Below are 21,142 nucleotides of genomic sequence, written 5' to 3' on the forward strand. Positions count from 1 at the left end.
CGGCACTCGACGTCGCGGTTGGCGTGTGCGTCACAGGGGTCTGTCCCCGGCAAGCGTCAGCTCCCGCGCTCGCTGGCGGCCTCATTCAGGGGACTGACCCCAGCTTTTTGCGAGCGCTTTCGAGGGGTCGACGAAAGGCTGGGGTCAGTCCCCTGGAACACGCCGCTTGCCAGCACTGCAGCCCATACTTACCGGGGACAGACCCCGCTGCTCACGCGTTTCTGGCGACATCTGGCCTGGCCATGCGCTATGTGACACGACCCGGCTGTCAGACGGCCAGGTGCCTGCGCACATGCTCCCCGCCCATCTCCTCCTTGCCGCCGGCGGCCACGACTTCGCCGCGCGACAGGACGACGAACTTGTCGGCCAGCTCGTGGGCGAAGTCGAAGTACTGCTCGCACAGCAGGATGCCGATATCGCCCCGCTCGCGCAGCAGCGTGATGACGCGGCCGATGTCCTTGATGATCGACGGCTGGATGCCTTCGGTCGGCTCGTCGAGGATGATCAGCTGCGGCTTCTGCAGCAGGGCCCTGGCAATGGCCAGCTGCTGTTGCTGGCCGCCCGATAAATCGCCGCCGCGCCGGTGCAGCATCTCCTTCAGCACCGGGAACAGCTCATACACTTCACCGCTGATCGATGCGGCCTGTCGCGACGACAGCGTGGCCATCCCCATCAGCAGGTTCTCCTGCACCGTGAGCCGTGCAAAGATCTCGCGGCCTTGCGGCACGTAGGCGATGCCGGCGCGGGCGCGCTGGTGCGGCTTCAGCTTCGTGATGTCGCGGCCGTTCCACTGCACCCTGCCGCGCGCGACGGGCAGCACGCCCATCAGGCATTTCAGCAGCGTGGTCTTGCCGACGCCGTTACGGCCCAGCAGCGCCATGCATTCGCCCTTCTTCACATCCAGCGACACCCCGCGCAACGTGTGCGACGAGCCGTAGTACTGGTTCACTCCTTCGACTTGCAGCATATGCTTTCCTATCGTCCCAGGTACACATCGATCACGCGTTCGTCGGCCTGCACCTGGTCCATGCGGCCCTCGGCCAGCACCGAGCCCTCGTGCAGCACGGTCACCTTGCCCTGCTGCGCGATCTCGGTCACGAATCCCATGTCGTGTTCCACCACCATGATCGAATGCTTGCCGCGCAGTTCGTTGAGCAGCTCGGCGGTGCGCGCCGTTTCGGCATCGGACATGCCGGCCACCGGCTCGTCCAGCAGGATCAGCTGCGGCTCCTGCATCAGCAGCATGCCGATCTCCAGCCACTGCTTCTGGCCGTGCGACAGCAGGCCGGCCAGGCGGTGTTCCGAACCGTTCAGGCGGATCTGGCGCAGGATGGCGTCGATCTTGCCTTCCTGTTCGGACGTCAGCCGCGCGAACAAGGTCGGCCGCACGCGCTTGTCCATCTTCATGGCCAGCTCCAGGTTCTCGAACACCGTGTGCTGCTCGAACACGGTGGGCCGCTGGAACTTGCGGCCGATGCCGGCATGGGCGATCTCGTATTCCGTCATCGTGGCCAGATCGTAGTTCTGGCCGAAGAAGGCGGTGCCGGAGGTGGGCCGCGTCTTCCCGGTGATCACATCCATCATCGTCGTCTTGCCCGCACCGTTCGGGCCGATGATGCAGCGCAGCTCTCCCACCGAGATATCCAGATTGAGCTTGTTGATGGCCTTGAAACCGTCGAACGAGACCGTGATGTCGTTCAGGTACAGGATCGCGCCGTGCGTGGTATCGAGCCCTTCGCGCTTGACGGCGCTGGCGAGCGTGTTCATGCGACCTCCTTCGTGGATTCCTGCGCCGCTGCCACCGCTTCTTCCGGTGCAGGCGCTTCGCGTTTCAGTTTGCCGATCAGTCCCAGGATGCCCTTCTGCATGAACAGCGTGACGAGGATGAACAGCAGGCCCAGTGCGAACAGCCACAGGTCCGGGAACGCGGCGGTGAACCAGCTTTTCAGGCCATTGACGGTGAATGCGCCGATGATCGGGCCGACCAGCGTGCCGCGCCCGCCCACGGCGGCCCAGACCACCATCTCGATCGAGTTCGCCGGCGACATCTCGGACGGGTTGATGATGCCGACCTGCGGCACGTACAGCGCGCCGGCGATCCCGCACAGCACGGCCGACAGCGTCCAGACGAACAGCTTGAACCACAGGGGGTTGTAGCCGATGAACATCAGCCGCGATTCGGAATCGCGCACGGCCTGCAGCACGCGGCCGAGGCGCGACGTGACGATCCAGCGGCACAGCAGCAGCGCGCCCACCAGCAGCACCAGCGTGACGAGGTACAGCACGGCGCGCGTTTCCGGCGCGGTGATGCTGTAGCCGAGGATGCGCTTGAAGTCCGTGAAGCCGTTGTTGCCGCCGAAACCGGTATCGTTACGGAAGAACAGCAGCATGAACGCATACGTCATCGCCTGCGTGATGATCGAGAAGTACACCCCCTTGATGCGCGAGCGGAACGCGAAGTAGCCGAACACGAAGGCCAGCACGCCCGGCACCAGCACGACCAGCAGCATGCAGTACCAGAAGCTGTCCGTCATGGCCCAGTACCAGGGATAGGTCTTCCAGTCCAGGAAGACCATGAAGTCCGGCAGGTTCGACTGGTAGACGCCATCGCGGCCGATGGCGCGCATCAGGTACATGCCGTGCGCATAGCCGCCCAGCGCGAAGAACACGCCATGGCCCAGCGACAGGATGCCGGTATAGCCCCACACCAGGTCCAGCGCCAGCGCGGCCAGCGCGTAGCACATGAACTTGCCGACAAGGCTCAGCACATAGCCGGAGACGTGCAGCGCGTGGCCATCCGGGAAGACCAGGTTCAGGCATGGCAAAAGCGCGGCAACCACGGTGACGACGACCAGCGCCGTCCACGCGGATTTCGAGAACAATGACGCGTGTTTCATTCCACACTCCTGCCTTTCAGCGCGAACAGCCCCTGCGGACGGCGCTGGATGAAGATGATGATGAAGACGAGGATGGCGATCTTGGCCAGCACGGCCCCTGCCACCGGCTCGAGGAATTTGTTGACTTCGCCGAGGCCGAGCGCGCCGATGATCGTGCCGGCCAGCTGGCCCACGCCGCCCAGCACCACCACCATGAACGAGTCCACGATATAGGCCTGGCCCAGGTCCGGCCCCACGTTGCCGATCTGGGACAGCGCCACGCCGCCCAGGCCGGCGATGCCGGAGCCGAGGCCGAACGTCATCATGTCGATGCGGCTGGTCGGCACGCCCACGCAGTCGGCCATGCGGCGGTTCTGCATCACGGCGCGCACGAACAGGCCGAGCCGGGTCTTATTGAGGATCAGCCACACGGCACCGACCACGCAGGCGGCAAAGGCGATGATCACGATGCGGCTGTAGGGCAGCACGAGCGAGCCCATGACGGTCACGCCGCCGGCCATCCACGAAGGATTGGCCACTTCCACGTTCTGCGCGCCGAACACGGTGCGCACCAGCTGCATGAGGATCAGCGAGATGCCCCAGGTGGCCAGCAGGGTTTCCAGCGGCCGGCCGTACAGGAAGCGGATCACGGTGCGCTCCAGCAGCACGCCGACGCCGAACGCCACCAGGAAGGCGGCCGGCAGCGCAGCGACCAGGTACCAGTCCAATGCACCCGGCAGGTACTGGCGGAACAGCGACTGCACCACGTAGGTGGTGTAGGCGCCGATCATCAGCAGCTCGCCGTGCGCCATGTTGATGATGCCCATCAGGCCGAACGTGATGGCCAGGCCCAGCGCGGCCAGCAGCAGCACGCTGCCCAGCGACACACCATAGAACAGGTTGCCGACGATTTCGGCGCGGGTGGCGCGGCCGTCGATGGCGCGCAGGGTCAGTTCGGCGGCGGCGCGCAGCTCGCTGTCCGATTCCTTGAAGCTGCCATCCGGGTTCTTGTCCAGCATGGCCTGCAGCACGGGGCGCAGCGTGGCGCTGCCGTCGTCGGCCAGCGCGATCACGGCGGCCTTGCGGACGGCCGGATCGGCCGCGTGCAGGTTGGCGACGGCGATCAGCCCGCGCAGCACCTCCTTCGTTTGCGGATCGGTTTCCACGGCCAGCGCCTTGTTCAGCAGCGGCAAGGCCGCCGGTTCGGCGCCGGTTTCCTGCAGCGCGTGGGCGGCGGCGCGGCGCTGCGCCACATCGGACGAAAAAAGTGCCATGCCGGACAGTGCGCCTTCCAGTGCGCTGCGCAGGCGGTTGTTGACGACGACGCCATCGACGCCGTCCGGCACCGGGCCGGTGGCGCCGGTGGCCGGGTTCCAGGCCTGCTCGTCGGCGATGACGAAAATGTCGCCCGCCGCGTTGGCGTACAGCGTTTCGTCCTGCAGCGCCTGCAGCACCTTGCGCGCATCGGCGTTGGCCAGCGCGGCGATGCGGCCGACGGCTTCAATACGGGCATCGGGGTCGTCGCCGGCCAGGGGTTGCAGGAGGGCGGGGTCGATGGCGGCGTGGGCGAGCATGCAGCAGCAGGCCAGGCAGGCCAGCAGATATCGGAGGAAGTACGCCATGGTGAGCCTTGAAGAATTGGGGCGGTACGGATTGGGACTGCCGGATGAAAAAACCGGTGGCGCAGCAGGGGGTTCCGGGAGCACGGCTCCCTGCCTGCGAAGCGGTGCCGGCCTGCAGGCCAGCACTCCTTCCTGACACCCTAAGGTGTCAGACACCAGGACAAGCCGCGGGCCGCTACAGGCGCCGCGCGGCTCGAACGGCTACTGCGTTACAGCTTCTGCTTGCTCTCGTTACCCGAAATGAACGGGCTCCAGGGTTGCGCGCGCACCGGTTCCTTCGTTTTCCAGACCACGGAGAACTGGCCGTCGCCCTTGATCTCGCCGATCATCACGGGCTTGTGCAGGTGGTGGTTGGTGGCGTCCATCGTCAGCGTGTAGCCGGAGGGGGCCTTGAAGGTCTGGCCACCCATCGCGGCGATGACCTTGTCGGTGTCCGTCGACTTGGCCTTCTCGACCGCCTGCGCCCACATGTGGATGCCGACATAGGTCGCTTCCATCGGGTCGTTCGTCACGGCGCTTTCCGCATTCGGCAGTTTCTTCGCCTTGGCGTAGGCCTTCCACTTCTTCACGAACTCCGTGTTCACAGGGTTCTTCACGGATTCGAAGTAGTTCCAGGCTGCCAGGTGGCCCAGCAGCGGCTTGGTGTCCACGCCGCGCAGTTCTTCCTCGCCCACCGAGAAGGCGACGACCGGCACGTCGGTGGCTTTCAGGCCGGCGTTGCCCAGCTCTTTATAGAACGGCACGTTGGAGTCGCCGTTGATCGTGGAGACGACGGCCGTCTTGCCGCCGGCGGAGAACTTCTTGATGTTGGCGACGATGGTCTGGTAGTCGGCGTGGCCGAACGGCGTGTAGACCTCCTGGATGTCGCTGTCCTTCACGCCCTTCGACTTCAAAAAGGCGCGCAGGATCTTGTTCGTCGTGCGCGGGTACACGTAGTCCGTCCCCAGCAGCACGAAGCGCTTGGCGCCGCCGCCATCCTTGCTCATCAGGTATTCGACGGCGGGAATGGCCTGCTGGTTCGGCGCGGCGCCCGTGTAGAACACGTTCTTCTCCAGCTCCTCGCCTTCGTACTGCACCGGGTAGAACAGCAGGTTGTTGGTCTCCTTGAAGACCGGCAGCACGGACTTGCGCGACACCGACGTCCAGCAGCCGAACACCGCGGCGACCTTGTCCTTCACGACCAGCTGGCGGGCCTTCTCGGCGAACAGCGGCCAGTTCGAGGCGGGATCGACGACGACGGCCTCGAGCTTCTTGCCGTTCACGCCGCCCTTGGCGTTGATCTCGTCGATCGTCATCAGCGCCACGTCCTTCAGCGATGTTTCGGAGATCGCCATCGTGCCCGACAGCGAGTGCAGGATGCCGACCTTGATGGTGTCGGCGGCGTAGGCAGGCAGGCCGGAGGCGACGAAGGCGGCAGCGGCGGCGATGGCAGAGATGAAGATGCGGCGTGTTTGCATGGTGTTCCTCTTGCGATGGTGATTGGGAAGATTGATCAGTACTGCAGCTGCAGCGCGACGGCGAATTTCGACTGGCTGTCGTTGCGCGTGACTTTCGTGCGCGAGAACAGCGCGCCCAGCTGGGCGTTGTAGCCGTCGATGATCCAGTTCACGCCGGCGTCTTCCTGGCGCGTGTCGATGCCGGTATCGGCGGAGAACTTCTGGAAGCGCACGAACGGCTGCAGGCGGCCTTTCGGGACGGGGAAGATGTAGCCGGCACCGGCCGACCAGGCGTTGCCCTGCTCGGACAGGATCACGTCGCCCGTGTCGTAGTCGTAGTAGGCCGCTTCCAGCGACACGCCGCTGCCGGCGGCGAGCTTCTTCTCCAGCAGGAAGTCGACGTTCCAGGACTTGTAGCTGCCGATGCCGCCGGTGGTCAGCACGCCGTCGCTCTGCTGGCGGCCCGCCACGCCGATGGCGAGGATGTCCTTCTCGCCCAGGTAGTTGCCGGTGCCGTAGTAGCCCGGTTCCGCTTCCCAGAAGTCGTATTGCAGGCGGCCCGCGTACATCAGCTTGTCGGACGCCCTGATGCCGGCGGCCTTTGCTTCGCTTTGCGTCATGGAGCCGATGCCGAAGGTGTGGCCTTCGAAGGCGCCGAACGAGTAACCCAGCTTGCCGTCGAGCGCATTGCCCCAGACGACGACGCCGTCATCGCGGCCGCGGAAGATGCCGCCGTTGTAGCCGTAGCGCGAAGCCACGCCGGCCCAGTAGCCGCCGCCCAGCGAGTAGTACGGCCCCGCCATGTTGGCGCGGTCGCTCGGCGACAGCAGGCGGCCGGCCCAGATGTTCAGCTCCGGCGAGATGGCGAACTGGCCGGCGGCATCGAGCACGCGGATGCGGTCGCCGTCCCATTCGGTATTGAGCATGCCGCCGATGTTCTTGCTCAGCTTCCCGCCCAGGTACAGCCGGGCGCTGTCCAGGTTGAAGTCGTTCGAATGGGAGCCGTCCGGCGCGCCCGATTCGGCGCGGGTATAGCTCTCGCGCAGGCCGAAACCCACGCTGACGGACTTGTCTTCGCCGAAGTTGATCGTGGCGCCGGCCTGCGCCTGCTGCGCGGCAGCGCCCAGCGTCGCCAGCAGCAGCGCGACCTGCAACCCCCGTTTGCTCGTAGCCTTCATGCCCATCCCTTTCGTTTTGATGTTGTTGCACCATCATCGCGACTGGGGGGCGGGAGGAACATACGTCAGGTGACGTAGTGGTGTTGCGGATACGGTCGAGCGAGGGCGGCCGCGGAAAGCAAACTATCCGTCAGCCGTCATTTGCCGGAACTGGCTACACTTCCCTGCCCGTCCCAAGCAAGGAGCGCTGCCATGTCCGAACTGAACAAATCCGTTTTACAGCAGGCCAATGCGGCCGTCACCGCCGGCGACAACGAAGGTTTCCTGGCCTTCTGTGCGGAAGACATCGCATGGTCGACGGTGGGAGCGGAAACGCTGCACGGCAAGGGGGCGGTGCGCGCCTGGATGGCGAAGGAATACACGCAGCCGCCCAGCTTCACCGTGCACAACCTGATCGGCGACGGCGACTTCGTTGCGGCGCTGGGCGATATCGAGGGGAAGGATGCGGACGGAAAGCCGACCCGCAATGCCTACTGCGACGTGTGGCGCTTCCGGGACGGCAAAATGGTCGAGCTGAGGGCGTTTGTCATCGAAGTGGCGAAATGACCCTGGACCGCTGATTGCGCCGGCCGCGTTCCAGTGATCCGAACGCGGCCGGCGCTTGCCGTCACCAGCTTTTCACCAGTTCCGTCACCAGTTGAAGTCGTCCGGAATCTGGTAGTCCGCGTAAGGATCGTCTTCCACTGGCGTTTCGGCCGCCTTCGTCACGCGCACGACGATGCCGGCATTGCGCTCGGCGATCTTGTCGGCCACGATGCGGGGCACCAGCTCGAAGTGTTCGCCCTGCGCGACGATGACCAGGCGGCCAGCGACGAGGTGCTCGCGCACGACTTCGGACACGTAGATGCGCTCGACCTTCGTGCCGTACGTGAAGTTGTAGGCGGAGGTTTCATCCTTGCCCCGGCCGCCCTTGCCCCGGCCCTGGTCCTTGGCCTGCTTGTTCTGCGTGATCAGCTGCGTGATCTGCGCCGCGATCGCCTTCTGCTGCGCGGCCGCATCGCGCTGCGCGTTCAGCTCGCGCGCCCGTTCGGCATTCTTGCGCTGGATCTCGAGCGCCGCCTGGCGCGCCTCGTCGACCGTCACCGTGCCGGTACGCTTGGCTTCCTTCTTCTGCGCGGTTTGTTCCTGGTGGACCTTGGCGACCTTCTTCTTGTCCACCAGGCCCGCCTTGAGCATCTGTTCCTTCAACGAGACCATGTTCCCTACTCCATCCAAATCAGCATTCGATGCGCCATCCGGCGCGCAAGGCGCAGCATAACCGGTATCGGCCGGCGCCGGAATACCGCCGGGGCGAGCCTGCGGGTTGCCCGCCACCAGCCCGTGCAGGAAATCGTCTGAAATGTGCACCCGCCCTTTCGGTCCAGGGGCGAATTTCCCTGACCCGACCATTTTCAGACGATTTCCCCAGCGATTCCAGACGGTTTACTCCACGGTCACGGCCGGGCATCGCCCTGCAAGGCCGTCGATTTCCTTGCAGGAAAAGCTGCCGCCGCCTTCGCTATAATCGACCGGGCCGCCATGGCTGCGCTCCCGGCTTCACGCCGGGCCACACCGGACCACACCGGACTACTCCACTTCACCGCTGCCGCCCATGACCGAACTCCTGCTCACCCCGATCGTCTTCCTGCTGACCGCCGTGCTGCTGGTGCCGCTGGCGCAGCGCCTGGGCCTCGGCTCCGTGCTGGGCTACCTGATCGGCGGCGCCATCATCGGGCCCTGGGGCCTGGCGCTGATCCACCGCGTGGAGCTGATCAGCCACGTGGCCGAAATCGGCGTGGTGCTGATGCTGTTCCTGATCGGCCTGGAACTGCAGCCGGCCAAGCTGATGGCGATGCGCAAGCTGGTGATCGGCGGGGGCGCGCTGCAGATGGCCACGTGCGGCATTGTGCTGGCCGTGGTGGGCCGCCTGCTCGGCCTGCCGTGGACGGGCGCCCTCGTTGCCGGCATCGCGCTGGCCCTGTCCTCCACCGCCATCGCGGTGCAGAACATGAACGAGCGGCACCTCGAGAACACCCCGGCGGGCAAGGCCGCCTTCGCGATCCTGCTGTTCCAGGACATGGCCGCGATCCCGCTGCTGGTGGTGGTACCGCTGCTGGGCGGCGCCGGCGAAAGTGAATTCAACTGGTTCAAGGCGGTTGGCGCGGTGGTCTGCGTGCTGGTCGTCGGCCGCTACGCGATCCGCCCCCTGCTGCGGCTGGTGGCGCGCACCAGGCTGCGCGAGATCTTCACGGCGTTCGCGCTGCTGCTGGTGCTGGGCATCGCGCAGCTGATGGAACTGGCCGACCTGTCGATGGGCCTGGGCGCCTTTCTCGCCGGCGTGCTGCTGGCCAGCTCGGAATACCGCAAGGCGCTGGAGACGGACCTGGAGCCGTTCAAGGGCCTGCTGCTCGGGCTGTTCTTCACCTCCGTCGGCATGTCGGTCAACTTCGGCCTGCTGGGCGATGCGCCGGTGCGCATCGGCGCGCTGACGATCGGCTACGTGCTGCTGAAGATGGTGCTGCTGGGCCTTGCCGCGCGCGCCTTGCCTGTGCCCGCAGTGCAGCGCTGGCCGTTCGCCGGCCTGCTCGCGCAGGGCAGCGAATTCGCCTTCGTGGTGCTGGCGGTGGCGCAGGATGTCGATGTGCTGAGCGCACCGTGGCATGAAACGCTGGTGCTGGTGGTGGCCATCTCGATGGCGCTGACGCCCCTGTGCGTGGCGGCCGGCGAGCGCCTCAGCCGCCATCTGTACAAGGCCGCACCACCGCCTGCGGACGACATCGATCCGGATGGCGCGCGCGTGATCATCGCCGGCTTCGGCCGCGTGGGCCAGATCGCCGGCCGCCTGCTGTCGGCTTCCGGCATCCGCATGACGGTGCTGGACAACGACCCGGACCTGATCGACATGCTGCGCCGCTTCGGCATGCGCGTGTTCTACGGCGACGCCACGCGGCTGGACCTGCTGCGCGCCGCGGAGGCCGACAAGGCGGTCCTGCTGATCAACGCGATCGACGACATGGAGACGAGCCTGCGCCTGGCGGACCTGGTGCGCGAAAACTTCCCGCACCTGAAGGTGATCGGCCGCGCACGCAATCTCACGCACCTGTTCGAGCTGCGCGAACGGGGCGTCGACGTGATCGAGCGCGAAACGTTCGAATCGGCGCTGCTGATCGGCCAGCACGCGCTGGAGCAGCTCGGCGTGGACAAGGAGACGGCGGCACGCGCCCGCGCCGGCTTCCGCGAGCACAACCTGGCCACCGTGGATGCGATGTTCCCCCACTACCGCGACGAATCGCGGATGATCTCGATCGCCGACGAAGCGCGCCAGGAGCTGGCCCAGTCGTTCGAGCACGACCGCCTCCAGCTCAACAGCCGCGAGCGGACCAGGCCCTGACCCCAGCAAGCCTTGCGCAACCAGCCATGACGCCGGGCGCCCTTTACCTCGGCAACCATTCGGACGATACTGGCGTTTTACTGTTGCCCCGGAGAGTACGAGTGAAGAAAACCATCATCGCCACCTTGCTGGCCGCCTTTGGCGCGCTGTCCACGGCCCATGCCGACACCCCGCAGTTCGATCCGCAGCGCCTGTCGCAGCACGTGAAGGTGCTGGCCTCCGACGCATTCGAGGGCCGCGGCCCGAACACGGCCGGCGAAACGAAGACGGTGAACTACCTGGTCGAACAGTTCAAGGCCGCCGGCCTGCAGCCGGGCGGCGACGTGGTGAACGGCCAGCGCGGCTGGACCCAGGCCGTGCCGCTGGGCCGCTTCGAGATCAAGGGCCCGGTCACGGTCAGCGTCACGGCCGGCAAGGACAAGCAGGCCTGGACGCAGGGCCAGCAGATCGCCATCCGTGCAGCGATGAACGGCAAGAAGCTGGTGGACGTGAAGAACGTGCCGCTGGTGTTCGTCGGCTACGGCGTTACCGCGCCCGAGCGCAAGTGGGACGACTTCAAGGGCCAGGACCTGAAGGGCAAGCTGGCCGTGGTGCTGATCAACGATCCGGACTTCGAAACGGGCAGCGGCGATTTCGGCGGCAAGGCCATGACCTATTACGGCCGCTGGACCTACAAGTTCGAGGAACTGGCGCGCCGCGGCGCGGTGGGCACGCTGATCGTGCATGAAACGGCGCCGGCCTCGTATGGCTGGGCGACCGTGAAGAATTCGAACACCAACGTCATGTACGACATCGTGCGCAAGGAACCGGCGAAATCGCATGCGCCGGTGGAAGCATGGATCCAGCGCGATGCGGCGGCGGACCTGTTCAAGCGCGCCGGTCTCGATTTCGACGCGGCGAAGAAAGCGGCGCAGGGCCGCGACTTCCAGCCGGTGGCGCTGAAGGGCGTCACGCTGTCGGCCCGCTACGCGGTCGATGCGCAGGTGATCAAGTCGCAGAACGTGGCGGCGCTGGTCAAGGGCAGCGCCCGGCCGGACGAATTCGTGATGTACAGCGGCCACTGGGACCACCTGGGCATCGGCGAACCGGATGCCAAAGGCGACAGGATCTACAACGGCGCCGTCGACAACGGCACCGGCATCGCCGCGCTGCTGGAAATCGCCCGCGCCTACGCGAAAGGCCCGGCACCGCAGCGCAGCGTGGCGTTCCTGGCCGTCACGGCCGAAGAAAAAGGCCTGCTCGGCTCCGAGTACTACGCCGCCAATCCCCTGTACCCGCTGGCCAAGACGGTCGGCGTGATCAATATGGACGCGCTGAGCCCGGGCGGCCCGGCCCGCGACTACACGATCTCGGGCAGCGCGAAACTGGACCTGCTGGACCAGCTGGTCGCCAGGGCCAAGGCGCGCAACCAGACCTACACGCCGGACCCGACCCCGGAAGCGGGCCATTTCTTCCGCTCCGACCACTTCTCGTTCGCCAAGCGGGGCGTGCCGGCCATCTCGTTCGGCTCCGGTGAAGACTGGGTGACGGGCGGCGGCGCGGCCGGCAAGGCCTACGAGGAAGGCTACACGAAGGACCGCTACCACCAGCCGGCCGACGAATGGAGCGCGGACTGGACCTTCACGGGCCTGGCCAGCGACATGGAACTGCTGTACGGCCTGGGCCGCGACCTGGCCGATTCCGGCACCTGGCCGAACTGGGGCAGCGACTCCGAATTCCGCGCCATCCGCGACCAGAGCGCCGCCGAGCGCAAATAAGGGTTTCGGCACGACAGCAGAACGGCAGAGTTCAACCGAACTCTCCGTCCCGCCGTTAGTTCCCTACCTCACCTGCGTGGGCCTTGATCCCGCGCAGACTTCCCCACCAAACCCAGAACCCGCGCCGCCGATCCACCTCCAAGTCCGAGCAGCCGCCGATGCGGCAAGGAGGAATCGTGAAAGCGCACATCATCGTGGCGGCCGCTGCCGCCGTGGCCGCTGCGGCGGCCGTCCTGGCGCCCTCGCTGGCCGAGCGGCGCACGCAGTTCGACCCGCTGCTGTCCGGCGGCCCCACCTGCGCACCGGCCCGGCCCGGCCGCCCGCCCCTGCTCGAACACCTCGTGCTGGCGCAGGCCGAAACGGCGCCATTCCGCCCCGCCCCGGCCGCCGCCCCCGACAACCGGCAGGCCATGCCGCCGCTGTACACCAACCTCGGCACGCTGCACGTGGCGGTCACGACGAAAGTGCCACAAGCGCAGGCCTATTTCGACCAGGGCCTGCGGCTCACCTTCGCCTTCAACCATGCCGAAGCGGCGCGCGCCTTCCGCGCCGCCCGCACGCTCGATCCGTCCTGCGCCATGTGCTGGTGGGGCGAGGCGCTGGTGCTGGGCCCGAACATCAATGCGCCGATGTTCCCCGCCGCCATCGCACCGGCCGCCGAGGCCGCGCAGCAGGCGGCCCGCCTGGCGGCCACCGCCACGCCCGTGGAACAGGCCCTGATCAGGGCCGTGGCGCAGCGCTACGATGCCCGACCGGCTACCGACCCGGATGCACAGCGCAAGGCGCTCGACCAGGCCTACGCCGCCGGCATGACGGCCGCGGCGCGCCAGTTCCCCAACGATGACACGGTGCAGGTGCTGTTCGCCGAAGCGCTGATGGACCTGTCGCCGTGGGACTACTGGGAAGCGGGCGGCGCCCGGCCCAAGGCGCGCACCGCCGAGATGGTCGATGCGCTGGAGCGCGTGCTGGAGCGCCGGCCCGACCATCCGGGCGCCGTGCATTACTACATCCATGCGATGGAAGCCTCCACCCATCCGGAAAAGGCGCTGGCCCCGGCACGCCGCCTGGCCGCGCAGATCCCCGGCGCGGGCCACCTGGTGCACATGCCATCGCACATTTACTACCGGGTCGGCCTGTACAAGGAAGCGCTGCAATCGAACCTGGCCGCGATCGCCGCCGACGAAGCCTACTTCGCGCGCGCCGACAGCGATCCCGTCTACAAGGGCGCCTACTATCCGCACAACATCCACTTCGTGATGGTGTCCGCGCTGATGGGCGGCGACGGCCGCACGGCGCTCGAGGCCGCGGCCAAGCTGGACAAGGCGCTGCCGGTGCCGCTGGTGAAGGAATTTTCGATGATGCAGCCCGTGAAGGCGGCGCCGTACTTCTCGCACGTGCAGTTCTCCAGCCCGGACGTGCTGCTGCAGCTGCCCGATCCCGGCAACGACCTGGTGCTGGTGAAGGCGATGTGGCACTACGCGCGCGCCGTCGGCCATGCCCGCAAGGGCACGCTGGCGGCAGGCGAACGGGAACTGCAGGCGCTGGCGGCACTGGCACGCACGGCCGACTTCAAGCCCGTCACCGACTGGAACGTGCCGGGCCGCGAGATCGTGCGCACCGCGCAGGCCGTGGCGGCCGGCCGGCTGGCCGATGCCCGCGGCGACCTGCCGGCCGCCATCGGCTTCTACCAGCAGGCGGTGGACGTGCAGGACACGCTGCCGTACACGGAGCCGCCGTACTGGTACTACCCGGTGCGCCAGTCGCTCGGTGCGGCGCAGCTGCGCGCCGGCCGGCTCGATGCGGCGGAGCAGACCTTCCGCGCCTCGCTGGTGCGCACGCCGAGCAATGGCTGGGCCCTGCGCGGGCTGGTGGAAGTCTACCGGCTGCGCGGCGACGAGGCGGCACTGAGCGCCGCGCAGCAGCGTTTCGACACCACCTGGCTGGGCCGGGGCGGACCGCCGGCGCTGTCCCTGCTTTGAATAAACCACGCCTCGCCGATTAAATATCGCGAACGGCAGGCTTATATATTTATTTTCACCAACTTATTATATGATTGAATCAGTTTAATTCTCCGCCATTTACATGAGCCTCGACGGCCGGATATCGCTGACCACGCCGGAGGGCGTGCGATTATTATTGACGCCCGCCGGCCCCGCCATTCGCGCACTGGCCTGGGGACTCGATATGGCGATCTGGGTCACCGCGGCGGTGACATTCTCGGCCCTGCTGGGCAACGATAAACTGTCGCGCGGCGTCTTCCTGCTCGCCTTATTCCTTTTCTATTGGGCCTACCCGGTATTGTTCGAGGTTTATTCGCATGGCGCCACGCCCGGCAAGAAAATCGCCGGCATCGAAGTGGTGCGTGACAACGGCCTGCCGGTGGGCTGGCGCGAATCGGCACTGCGCAACCTGTTGTCGACGGCCGATTTCCTCCCCCTCCTGTATGCCACCGGCCTGCTGTGCATGCTGTTCGACACGCGCTTTCGCCGCGTGGGCGACCTGGCCGCCGGCACCGTGGTCATCTACCGCGACCGCAAGCTGAAGCGCATGGACGCCGCGCCGGACGTGGTGCCCCTGCCGCCGCCATGGCCCCTGACGCCGGTACAGCAAAGCGCCGTGGCGGACCTGTTCGCCCGCGAAAAGACCCTGGCCGCCGACCGCATGGAAGAACTGGCCACGCTGGCCGAACCCCTCACGGGCCGCACCGGCGCCGCGTCGCTGGAACGCCTGCGCGGCATCGCGGCGGGGCTGGCCCGATGAAGCAGGTGCGCTTCGAGGCCGAACACGGCGCCCTGTGGGACAGCATCGGCGCGATCGTCGACGGCACCGACGGCAGCCGGCGCACGGAACTGCCGGCCCTGTACCGCCGCCTGTGCCAGACGCTGGCGCTGGCCGAACAGCGCGGCTATTCGCCCACGCTGGTGGCCTGGCTGCGCCAGCTCGTGCACCGCTGCCATCGCCTGCTGTACGGCAGCGCGGCGGAACGGCCCGGCACCTTGCTGGGCTGGCTGCGCGTGGACCTGCCGCGCCGCGTGCGCGCCGAATGGCGCCTGCTGCTGCTGGTACTGCTGGCGTTCTGGGGCACCGGCCTGCTGGTCGGCCTGCTGGTGTGGGACGAGCCGGCGCGCGCCTTCCTGTTCCGCGCGCCCGCCCAGCTCGATCGCATGGAGCGCATGTACCAGCCAGGCCCGATGCGGCTGGGCCGCGGCGACGAGGGCGACGTGCTGATGTTCGGCCACTACGTGTGGAACAATATTTCGATCGGCTTCCGCACGTTCGCCGGCGGCTTCTTCGGCGGCGTGCCGGCGCTGGCCAGCCTGGTCTACAACGGCATCGAGCTGGGCGTGGTGGGTGCCTGGCTCACGATGAATGACGCCACCCGTATCCCGTTCTGGTCCTTCGTGATCACGCATGCCAGCGTGGAGATCACGGGCCTGCTCCTGTCCGCGCTGGCCGGCATCCGCCTGGGCCTGGCGCTGATCGCCCCGGGCCGCCTGAGCCGTCGCGATGCGCTGCAGGCCATGGCAAGCCACATGTTCCCCGTGGTGGCCGGTGCCGCGCTGTTCACGCTGCTGGCTGCCTTCATCGAGGCGTTCTTCTCGGCCCATGCCGCCATCCCCGCCGGGGTGAAATTCGGCGTGGGGGCCGCCTGCTGGCTGGCCGTGCTGCTGTACTTCGCATTCGCCGGACGCAAAGGCGGCTGATGCGCATCGAGCGGCTGCAAATCGACCTCCGGCCACGCCCGCACGCGCAGGCCCTCGACCTGGGTTTTGCGCTGCTGCGCGCCCATGCGGCCGACGCGTGGCTGGCCTGGCTGGCGCTGTGGCTGCCCGCCGTGGCGCTGTCACTGCTGCTGGCCTGGCTGGCCCCGGCCTACGCGCAACTGTGGGTGCTGGTGCCGTGGTGGCTGCGGCCCGCACTGGAACGCGCGCCGCTGCACGTGCTGGCGCGCGGCGTGTTCGGCGAGCGCACCACCTGGCGTGCCGCCTTGCGCGCCTGGCCGCGCGAACTGCGCGGCGGCATGGTCCGCATGCTCACCTGGTGGCGCCCGTTCATGACGGGCCGCGCACTGCACCACCCCGTCTGGCAGCTGGAAGGCGCGCGGGGCGCACCGGCCACGCGCCGGCGCCGCCTGCTGGCCCGCGGCGGCACGGGCCGCGCCGCATGGCTGTTCGGTACGGCCTGCTACCTGTTCGAGGCGGTGCTGCTGCTGGGCGTGATCGGCGTCGCCAGCCTGTTCATGCCGGACAATCCGAATGCCAACCCGCTGCACGCCATGACGCTGCTGACCACCGATTCGTTCGGCGCCAGCGTGCTGATCGCGGCCGGCGTCACGCTGGGCGGCGCCGTGATCGGCCCCATCTACGTGGCCTGCTGCTTCACGCTGTACCTGAACCGCCGCGCGGCGCTGGAAGCCTGGGACATCGAACTGGTGCTGCGGCGCCTGCAGCCACCGCCGGCCGGCAGGCCCCGTGGCCCGGCACGCGGCGCGGCCACCACCCTGGCATTGCTGCTGTCGCTCGGCCTTGGCCTGGCCGCCGCGCCACCGCCCGCACTGGCGGCGGACACGCTGCAGTGCCCGCCGCCCTTCCCCTGGATGAAACCGCAGCGCGGGCCCGATCATGACGCGGCCCAGGCCCGGCTGCGCCGCGAGATCGACGGCCTCTACGCCGAGCCGGACCTGCGCGGCTACCGCTGCACGGAAACATGGCAGAGGAAGCGGGGGTTCGACACGAAGCCACCGCCCTCGGCAGCAGACCTGCAACCCTATGCGCTGTGGCTGGCAGCGCTGGCCTGGGGCCTGAAATACGCGCTGATCGCCACCGCCGTGCTGGCCGCCGCCTGGCTGCTGTACCGCTATCGCGACCAGCTGCCCGGCCTGCCGAAACGCGCGGCCCGGCTCCAGGCCACGGAGGTCGGCGGCCTGGACATCCGCCCCGCCAGCCTGCCGGACGATGTGCCGGCGACCGTGCGCCAGCTGTGGCAGGCCGGCCAGCAGCGCGCCGCGCTGGCGCTGCTGTACCGGGCCACGCTGTCGCGCCTGGCGAGCGACGATGGCCTGCACCTGTACCCCGGCGCCACCGAGGGCGACTGCCTGCGGCTGGCCCGCCAGGCACGCGCCGCGGGGCGGCTGGGCGAAGCACGGCTGGCGGTCGCCGCCGACGTGACGACGCTGTGGCTGCAGGGTGCCTACGGCGGCCGCTGGCCCGACGATGTCCGGATCGGCACCGTCTGCGATGCCTGGCAGGCCCGCTTCGCTGCCCCCGTGCGGGAGAGCGCATGAGTACGCGCCTGAAATGGCTGCTGGCCTGCCTGGCCGCCGTGCTGCTGGCGGCCGGCGCCACGTGGCTGTGGCATGCGGCATTCGAAAAACGCGTGCGCGCCGTGCCGGAAGAGTCCGAAGCGGCGCGCGACAACCCGCGGCTGGCCGCCACCCGCCTGCTGCAGCGGCACGGCCATCCGGTCGCCGCGGCAGAAGTGCTCGGCTCGCGGCTGCTGGCACGCCTGCCGGCCGGCATGCTGGTGCTGCCGGCCCGCACCGCCATCGACCGCAAGCAGGCCGCCCCGCTGCTGGACTGGGTCCGGCGCGGCAATACGCTGGTGGTGCAGCCGGCCTGGATCGCGCGACCGCCGAAGGATGGCGTCCTGCCCGGCAAGGCGGCCGATCCGGACGCCGATCCGATCGGCGGCCGCTACGGCGTGGCACTGGCGGCACGCACCCGCCAGGACGACACCTGCCGCGCCGATGAAAGCGAGGTGCGCCGCGCCCTGCAGGACCAGGAAGACGAAGAGGAAGAGGCAGAAGAAGAAAAGGAAGAAGATGCGGAGGAGCGCCCGGTGCGGCCGCAGTCGCGCCTCGTCTGCGTCACCCCACCCGGCACCCGCTATCCGCTGGAACTGGACCGCCCGTTCGAAGTGCTGCAGCCGGAAGGCAGGACCCGGCCGCTGTGGGGCGATACCTACGGCCTGGGCGTGCAGGTGTACGCCGAAGGCCGCGGCCGCGTGGTGCTGGTGGCGCAGGACTACTTCAGCCACAACGTGCTGCGCCAGCACGACCACGGCGAACTGCTGCTGGTGCTGGCACGCCTGGCGGGCCCCGCCACGCAGGTGACCTTCGTGCAGAGCGGGCAACGGCAGACGTGGACCGGCGAACTGTGGGAGCGCTTCTGGCCCGCGCTGTGCGCCGCCGCCGCGCTGGTGCTGCTGTGGGCCTGGTCCGCCGCGCGCCGCTTCGGTCCCACGCTGCCCGCGCCGGCGGGCGGCAGCGGTCAACCACGCCGCGCGCTGCTGGAACACGTCGATGCCAGCGGCCGCTGGCTGTGGAGCGTGCCTGGCGGACGTGCCCTGCTGCTGGCCGCCGTGCGCACTGCCGTGGAAGCGCGCCTGCGCCGGCACGCACCGGAACTCCTGCACCTCGACCGCGCCGAGCGCCTGCGCCAGCTGGCCGACCGCACCGCCCTGCCCCGCGCCGACCTGGAACGCGCCCTGCACGGCGAGCCGGCGCGCCGCGCCGCCGACTTCACCCGCCAGATCTCCACCCTGCAACGATTGCGAGCCCACCATGAACGATAACCAGACGATACCCCAAGATGCATCCGCCGGCCTGCCGCCGGACAGCCTGGCGCAGGCGATCGCCATCGTCGGCCGGCTGCGCGAGGAGATCGGCCGCGCCGTGATCGGCCAGCGCGCCGTCGTCGATGGCGTCCTCGCCTGCTTCCTGGCCGGCGGCCACGTGCTGCTCGAAGGCGTGCCGGGCCTGGGCAAGACGCTGCTCGTGAAGGCGCTGGCGCGCACCTTCGCCGGCGACTTCGCGCGCATCCAGTTCACGCCGGACCTGATGCCGGCGGACGTGATGGGCCACGCCGTGTTCGACCTGAAGAACCAGGGCTTCACGATCCGCAAGGGTCCCGTGTTCACGCACCTGCTGCTGGCGGACGAGATCAACCGCGCGCCGGCCAAGACCCAGTCCGCCCTGCTGGAGGTGATGCAGGAGCGGCAGGTGACGATCGAGGGCGAGGCACACACGCTGGCGCAGCCGTTCATGGTGCTGGCGACGCAGAATCCGCTGGAGAGCGAAGGCACCTACCCGCTGCCGGAAGCGCAGCTGGACCGCTTCCTCGTCAAGATCCGCATCGGCTATCCGAGCCTGGACGAGGAAACGGCCATGCTGCGCGCCGTCACGCGCGAGCGCATCGGCGATGCCTTGGAAGTGGACGCCGTGGCGGCGCTGATCCGTCCCGCCACCGTGCTGACGCTGCAGCAGCTGGTGGCGCGCGTGCGTGTCGACGATGCCGTGGCCGACTATGCGGTGCGCATCGTGCGCGCCAGCCGCGACTGGCCCGGCATCGCCGTGGGGGCCGGCCCGCGCGGCAGCATCGCCCTGGTGCGGCTGGCGCGTGCGCTGGCGCTGATGGCGGGCCGCGATTACGCCCTGCCGGATGACGTGAAGGAAGCTGCGCTGCCGGTGCTGCGCCACCGCATCGCGCTGGCGCCGGAAGCCGAACTCGATGGCCTGGACAGCGACGATGTGCTGGCGGGCCTGATCGACGCCACGCAGGCGCCGCGCGGCTGATGGTGCCGGCACGCCGCCTGCTGGCTGCGCTGGGCGCCCTGGTGGCGCTCGGGATAGCGACTGGCCTGTGGCCCGTCCTGCTGGCCGGCTGGTGGGCGGCTGCCGGGATGCTGCTGCTGGCTGCCATGGCGGATGCCCTGCTGGCGCGCCGCCCGCTGGCACTGCGCATCGAACGGCAGGTCGCGGGCGTGCTGCCCGCCGGTGTCTGGCAGACCGTGCGCGTTACCCTCCACAACGAGGATGCCGGGCCGCTGACGCTGGCACTGTTCGACGATTATCCCGCCGACTGGGAACTGGAAGGCCTGCCGCACACGGTGCGCATCGCGCCCGGCGCGTGGGTGGCCGTGACGTATCGGGTACGGCCGGTCAGCCGCGGCGATGCCCGCTTCGGCCCCGCCTGGCTGCGCAGCGCCAGCCCGCTCGGATTGTGGCGGCGTTCGCTGCGCACCGGTCCGGAAACGGCGGTGCGCGTGTTTCCCGACTTCTCGGCGATCCTGGGCCAGGCGCTGCGCGCCACCGACCGCCGCGTGCAGACCAGCGGCGCGCTGCGCAAGCGCCAGCGCGGCGAAGGCCTGGACTTCCGCCAGCTGCGCGAATACCGCCAGGGCGACAGCCTGCGCTCGATCGACTGGAAGGCCACGGCGCGGCACCGCAAGCCCATCAGCCGCGAATACCAGGTCGAGCGCGACCAGCAGATCGTGTTCCTGCTCGACACCGGGCGGCGCATGCTGGCGCGCGAGGACGATGGCGGCGGCAGCCACTTCGACCACGCGCTGCATGCGCTGCTGACACTGGCCTACGTGGCCGCCAAGCAGGGCGATGGCGTGGGCGCGCTGACGTTCGGGTCGGCATCGGCCGCCGGGGTGCGCTGGCTGGCCCCGGCCAAGGGCCGCGCGGGCCTGGACCGGCTGCTGGCCGGCCTGTACGACGTGCAGCCGGACGAGGTGGCGCCGGACTACCTGCGCGCCGCCAGCGACCTGGTGCAGCGGCTGCCGCGGCGCGCCTTCGTGGTGCTGATCACCAACGTGCGCGACGAGGACGACCTGGCCCTGCGCGCGGCCTGCGACCTGCTGGCGGAAAAACACCTGGTGCTGTGCGCCAGCCTGCGCGAGAGCGCGGTGGACGACGCCGCGCGCCAGCCGGTAGCAGGCTTCCCGTCGGCACTGCGGCTGGCGGCTGCCGAACACTATCTGCAGCAGCGCGAGGCGGCGATCCGCCGCCTGGGACTGCGCCACGAACGCTTCGTGGACGTGACGCCGCAGCGGCTCGGCGTGGCGCTGCTGAACCGCTACCTGGCGATCAAGGAAAGCGGCGCGCTGTAGAACCGATG

The 21,142-nt window shown here is 68.6% G+C and carries 17 protein-coding genes; 10 read left to right on the forward strand and 7 right to left on the reverse strand.

The window, feature by feature from the left end:
• Positions 1–268: 268 nt before the first annotated feature.
• The 6 genes from urtE to IP91_RS24400 all read right to left on the reverse strand — a co-directional run bounded on the left by urtE (position 269) and on the right by IP91_RS24400 (position 7,112).
• The gene (gene urtE, locus IP91_RS24375; protein WP_145652934.1) at positions 269–967 is read right to left on the reverse strand and encodes an urea ABC transporter ATP-binding subunit UrtE; all 699 of its coding nucleotides are present in this window, start codon (positions 965–967) and stop codon (positions 269–271) included.
• A gap of 8 nt (positions 968–975) precedes the next feature.
• The gene (gene urtD / locus IP91_RS24380) at positions 976–1,767 is read right to left on the reverse strand and encodes an urea ABC transporter ATP-binding protein UrtD (RefSeq protein WP_145652936.1); all 792 of its coding nucleotides are present in this window, start codon (positions 1,765–1,767) and stop codon (positions 976–978) included.
• Positions 1,764–2,897 carry an urea ABC transporter permease subunit UrtC gene (gene urtC, locus IP91_RS24385; RefSeq protein WP_145652938.1) on the reverse strand — a complete coding sequence of 378 codons (1,134 nt, stop codon included), beginning with the start codon at positions 2,895–2,897 and terminating at the stop codon, positions 1,764–1,766. Before urtC ends, urtD begins: the two co-directional genes overlap by 4 nt.
• Entirely contained in the window at positions 2,894–4,498 is a 1,605-nt protein-coding gene (gene urtB / locus IP91_RS24390) for an urea ABC transporter permease subunit UrtB (RefSeq protein WP_145652940.1), read from the reverse strand. The genes urtC and urtB overlap by 4 nt, the downstream gene beginning before the upstream one ends.
• Before the next feature lie 209 nt (positions 4,499–4,707).
• Positions 4,708–5,955 (reverse strand): urea ABC transporter substrate-binding protein, encoded by a 1,248-nt coding sequence (gene urtA, locus IP91_RS24395; protein ID WP_145652942.1) that lies wholly within the window; start codon positions 5,953–5,955, stop codon positions 4,708–4,710.
• A 35-nt stretch (positions 5,956–5,990) separates the two neighbouring features.
• Positions 5,991–7,112, reverse strand: coding sequence for a porin (locus IP91_RS24400; RefSeq protein WP_229474932.1), 1,122 nt, complete (start codon positions 7,110–7,112; stop codon positions 5,991–5,993).
• A 192-nt stretch (positions 7,113–7,304) separates the two neighbouring features.
• Between IP91_RS24400 and IP91_RS24405 the strand changes: the two genes are divergently transcribed.
• On the forward strand, positions 7,305–7,658 hold the full coding sequence (locus tag IP91_RS24405) for a nuclear transport factor 2 family protein (RefSeq protein ID WP_145652944.1): 354 nt from the start codon (positions 7,305–7,307) through the stop codon (positions 7,656–7,658).
• 84 nt (positions 7,659–7,742) lie between these two features.
• Here IP91_RS24405 and IP91_RS24410 read toward each other — a convergent pair whose 3' ends face one another.
• On the reverse strand, positions 7,743–8,309 hold the full coding sequence (locus IP91_RS24410) for a DUF2058 domain-containing protein (protein WP_145652947.1): 567 nt from the start codon (positions 8,307–8,309) through the stop codon (positions 7,743–7,745).
• A 394-nt stretch (positions 8,310–8,703) separates the two neighbouring features.
• Here IP91_RS24410 and kefC point away from each other — a divergent pair, with 394 nt between their 5' ends.
• From kefC to IP91_RS24455, 9 genes are all read left to right on the forward strand, one after another.
• Positions 8,704–10,482, forward strand: coding sequence for a glutathione-regulated potassium-efflux system protein KefC (kefC, locus tag IP91_RS24415; RefSeq protein WP_145652949.1), 1,779 nt, complete (start codon positions 8,704–8,706; stop codon positions 10,480–10,482).
• 101 nt (positions 10,483–10,583) lie between these two features.
• Entirely contained in the window at positions 10,584–12,239 is a 1,656-nt protein-coding gene (locus IP91_RS24420; RefSeq protein ID WP_145652951.1) for a M28 family metallopeptidase, read from the forward strand.
• A 176-nt stretch (positions 12,240–12,415) separates the two neighbouring features.
• Complete coding sequence (locus tag IP91_RS24425) at positions 12,416–14,218, forward strand: hypothetical protein (RefSeq protein ID WP_229474934.1); 1,803 nt, start codon at positions 12,416–12,418, stop codon at positions 14,216–14,218.
• Between the two features lie 103 nt (positions 14,219–14,321).
• Positions 14,322–14,999: an RDD family protein gene (locus IP91_RS24430; RefSeq protein ID WP_145652953.1), complete on the forward strand. Its 678-nt coding sequence runs from the start codon at positions 14,322–14,324 to the stop codon at positions 14,997–14,999.
• Entirely contained in the window at positions 14,996–15,943 is a 948-nt protein-coding gene (locus tag IP91_RS24435) for a stage II sporulation protein M (protein ID WP_158643199.1), read from the forward strand. Before IP91_RS24430 ends, IP91_RS24435 begins: the two co-directional genes overlap by 4 nt.
• On the forward strand, positions 15,943–17,523 hold the full coding sequence (locus IP91_RS24440) for a DUF4175 domain-containing protein (RefSeq protein ID WP_145652957.1): 1,581 nt from the start codon (positions 15,943–15,945) through the stop codon (positions 17,521–17,523). Before IP91_RS24435 ends, IP91_RS24440 begins: the two co-directional genes overlap by 1 nt.
• On the forward strand, positions 17,520–18,812 hold the full coding sequence (locus tag IP91_RS24445; RefSeq protein WP_145652959.1) for a DUF4350 domain-containing protein: 1,293 nt from the start codon (positions 17,520–17,522) through the stop codon (positions 18,810–18,812). Before IP91_RS24440 ends, IP91_RS24445 begins: the two co-directional genes overlap by 4 nt.
• Complete coding sequence (locus IP91_RS24450; protein WP_145652961.1) at positions 18,802–19,812, forward strand: AAA family ATPase; 1,011 nt, start codon at positions 18,802–18,804, stop codon at positions 19,810–19,812. The genes IP91_RS24445 and IP91_RS24450 overlap by 11 nt, the downstream gene beginning before the upstream one ends.
• Positions 19,812–21,134, forward strand: a complete 1,323-nt coding sequence (locus IP91_RS24455; RefSeq protein ID WP_145652963.1) for a DUF58 domain-containing protein — start codon at positions 19,812–19,814, stop codon at positions 21,132–21,134. Before IP91_RS24450 ends, IP91_RS24455 begins: the two co-directional genes overlap by 1 nt.
• Positions 21,135–21,142 lie beyond the last annotated feature (8 nt).

Origin of the sequence: Pseudoduganella lurida, assembly GCF_007830455.1 — a bacterium.
Taxonomy (GTDB): domain Bacteria; phylum Pseudomonadota; class Gammaproteobacteria; order Burkholderiales; family Burkholderiaceae_D; genus Rugamonas; species Rugamonas lurida.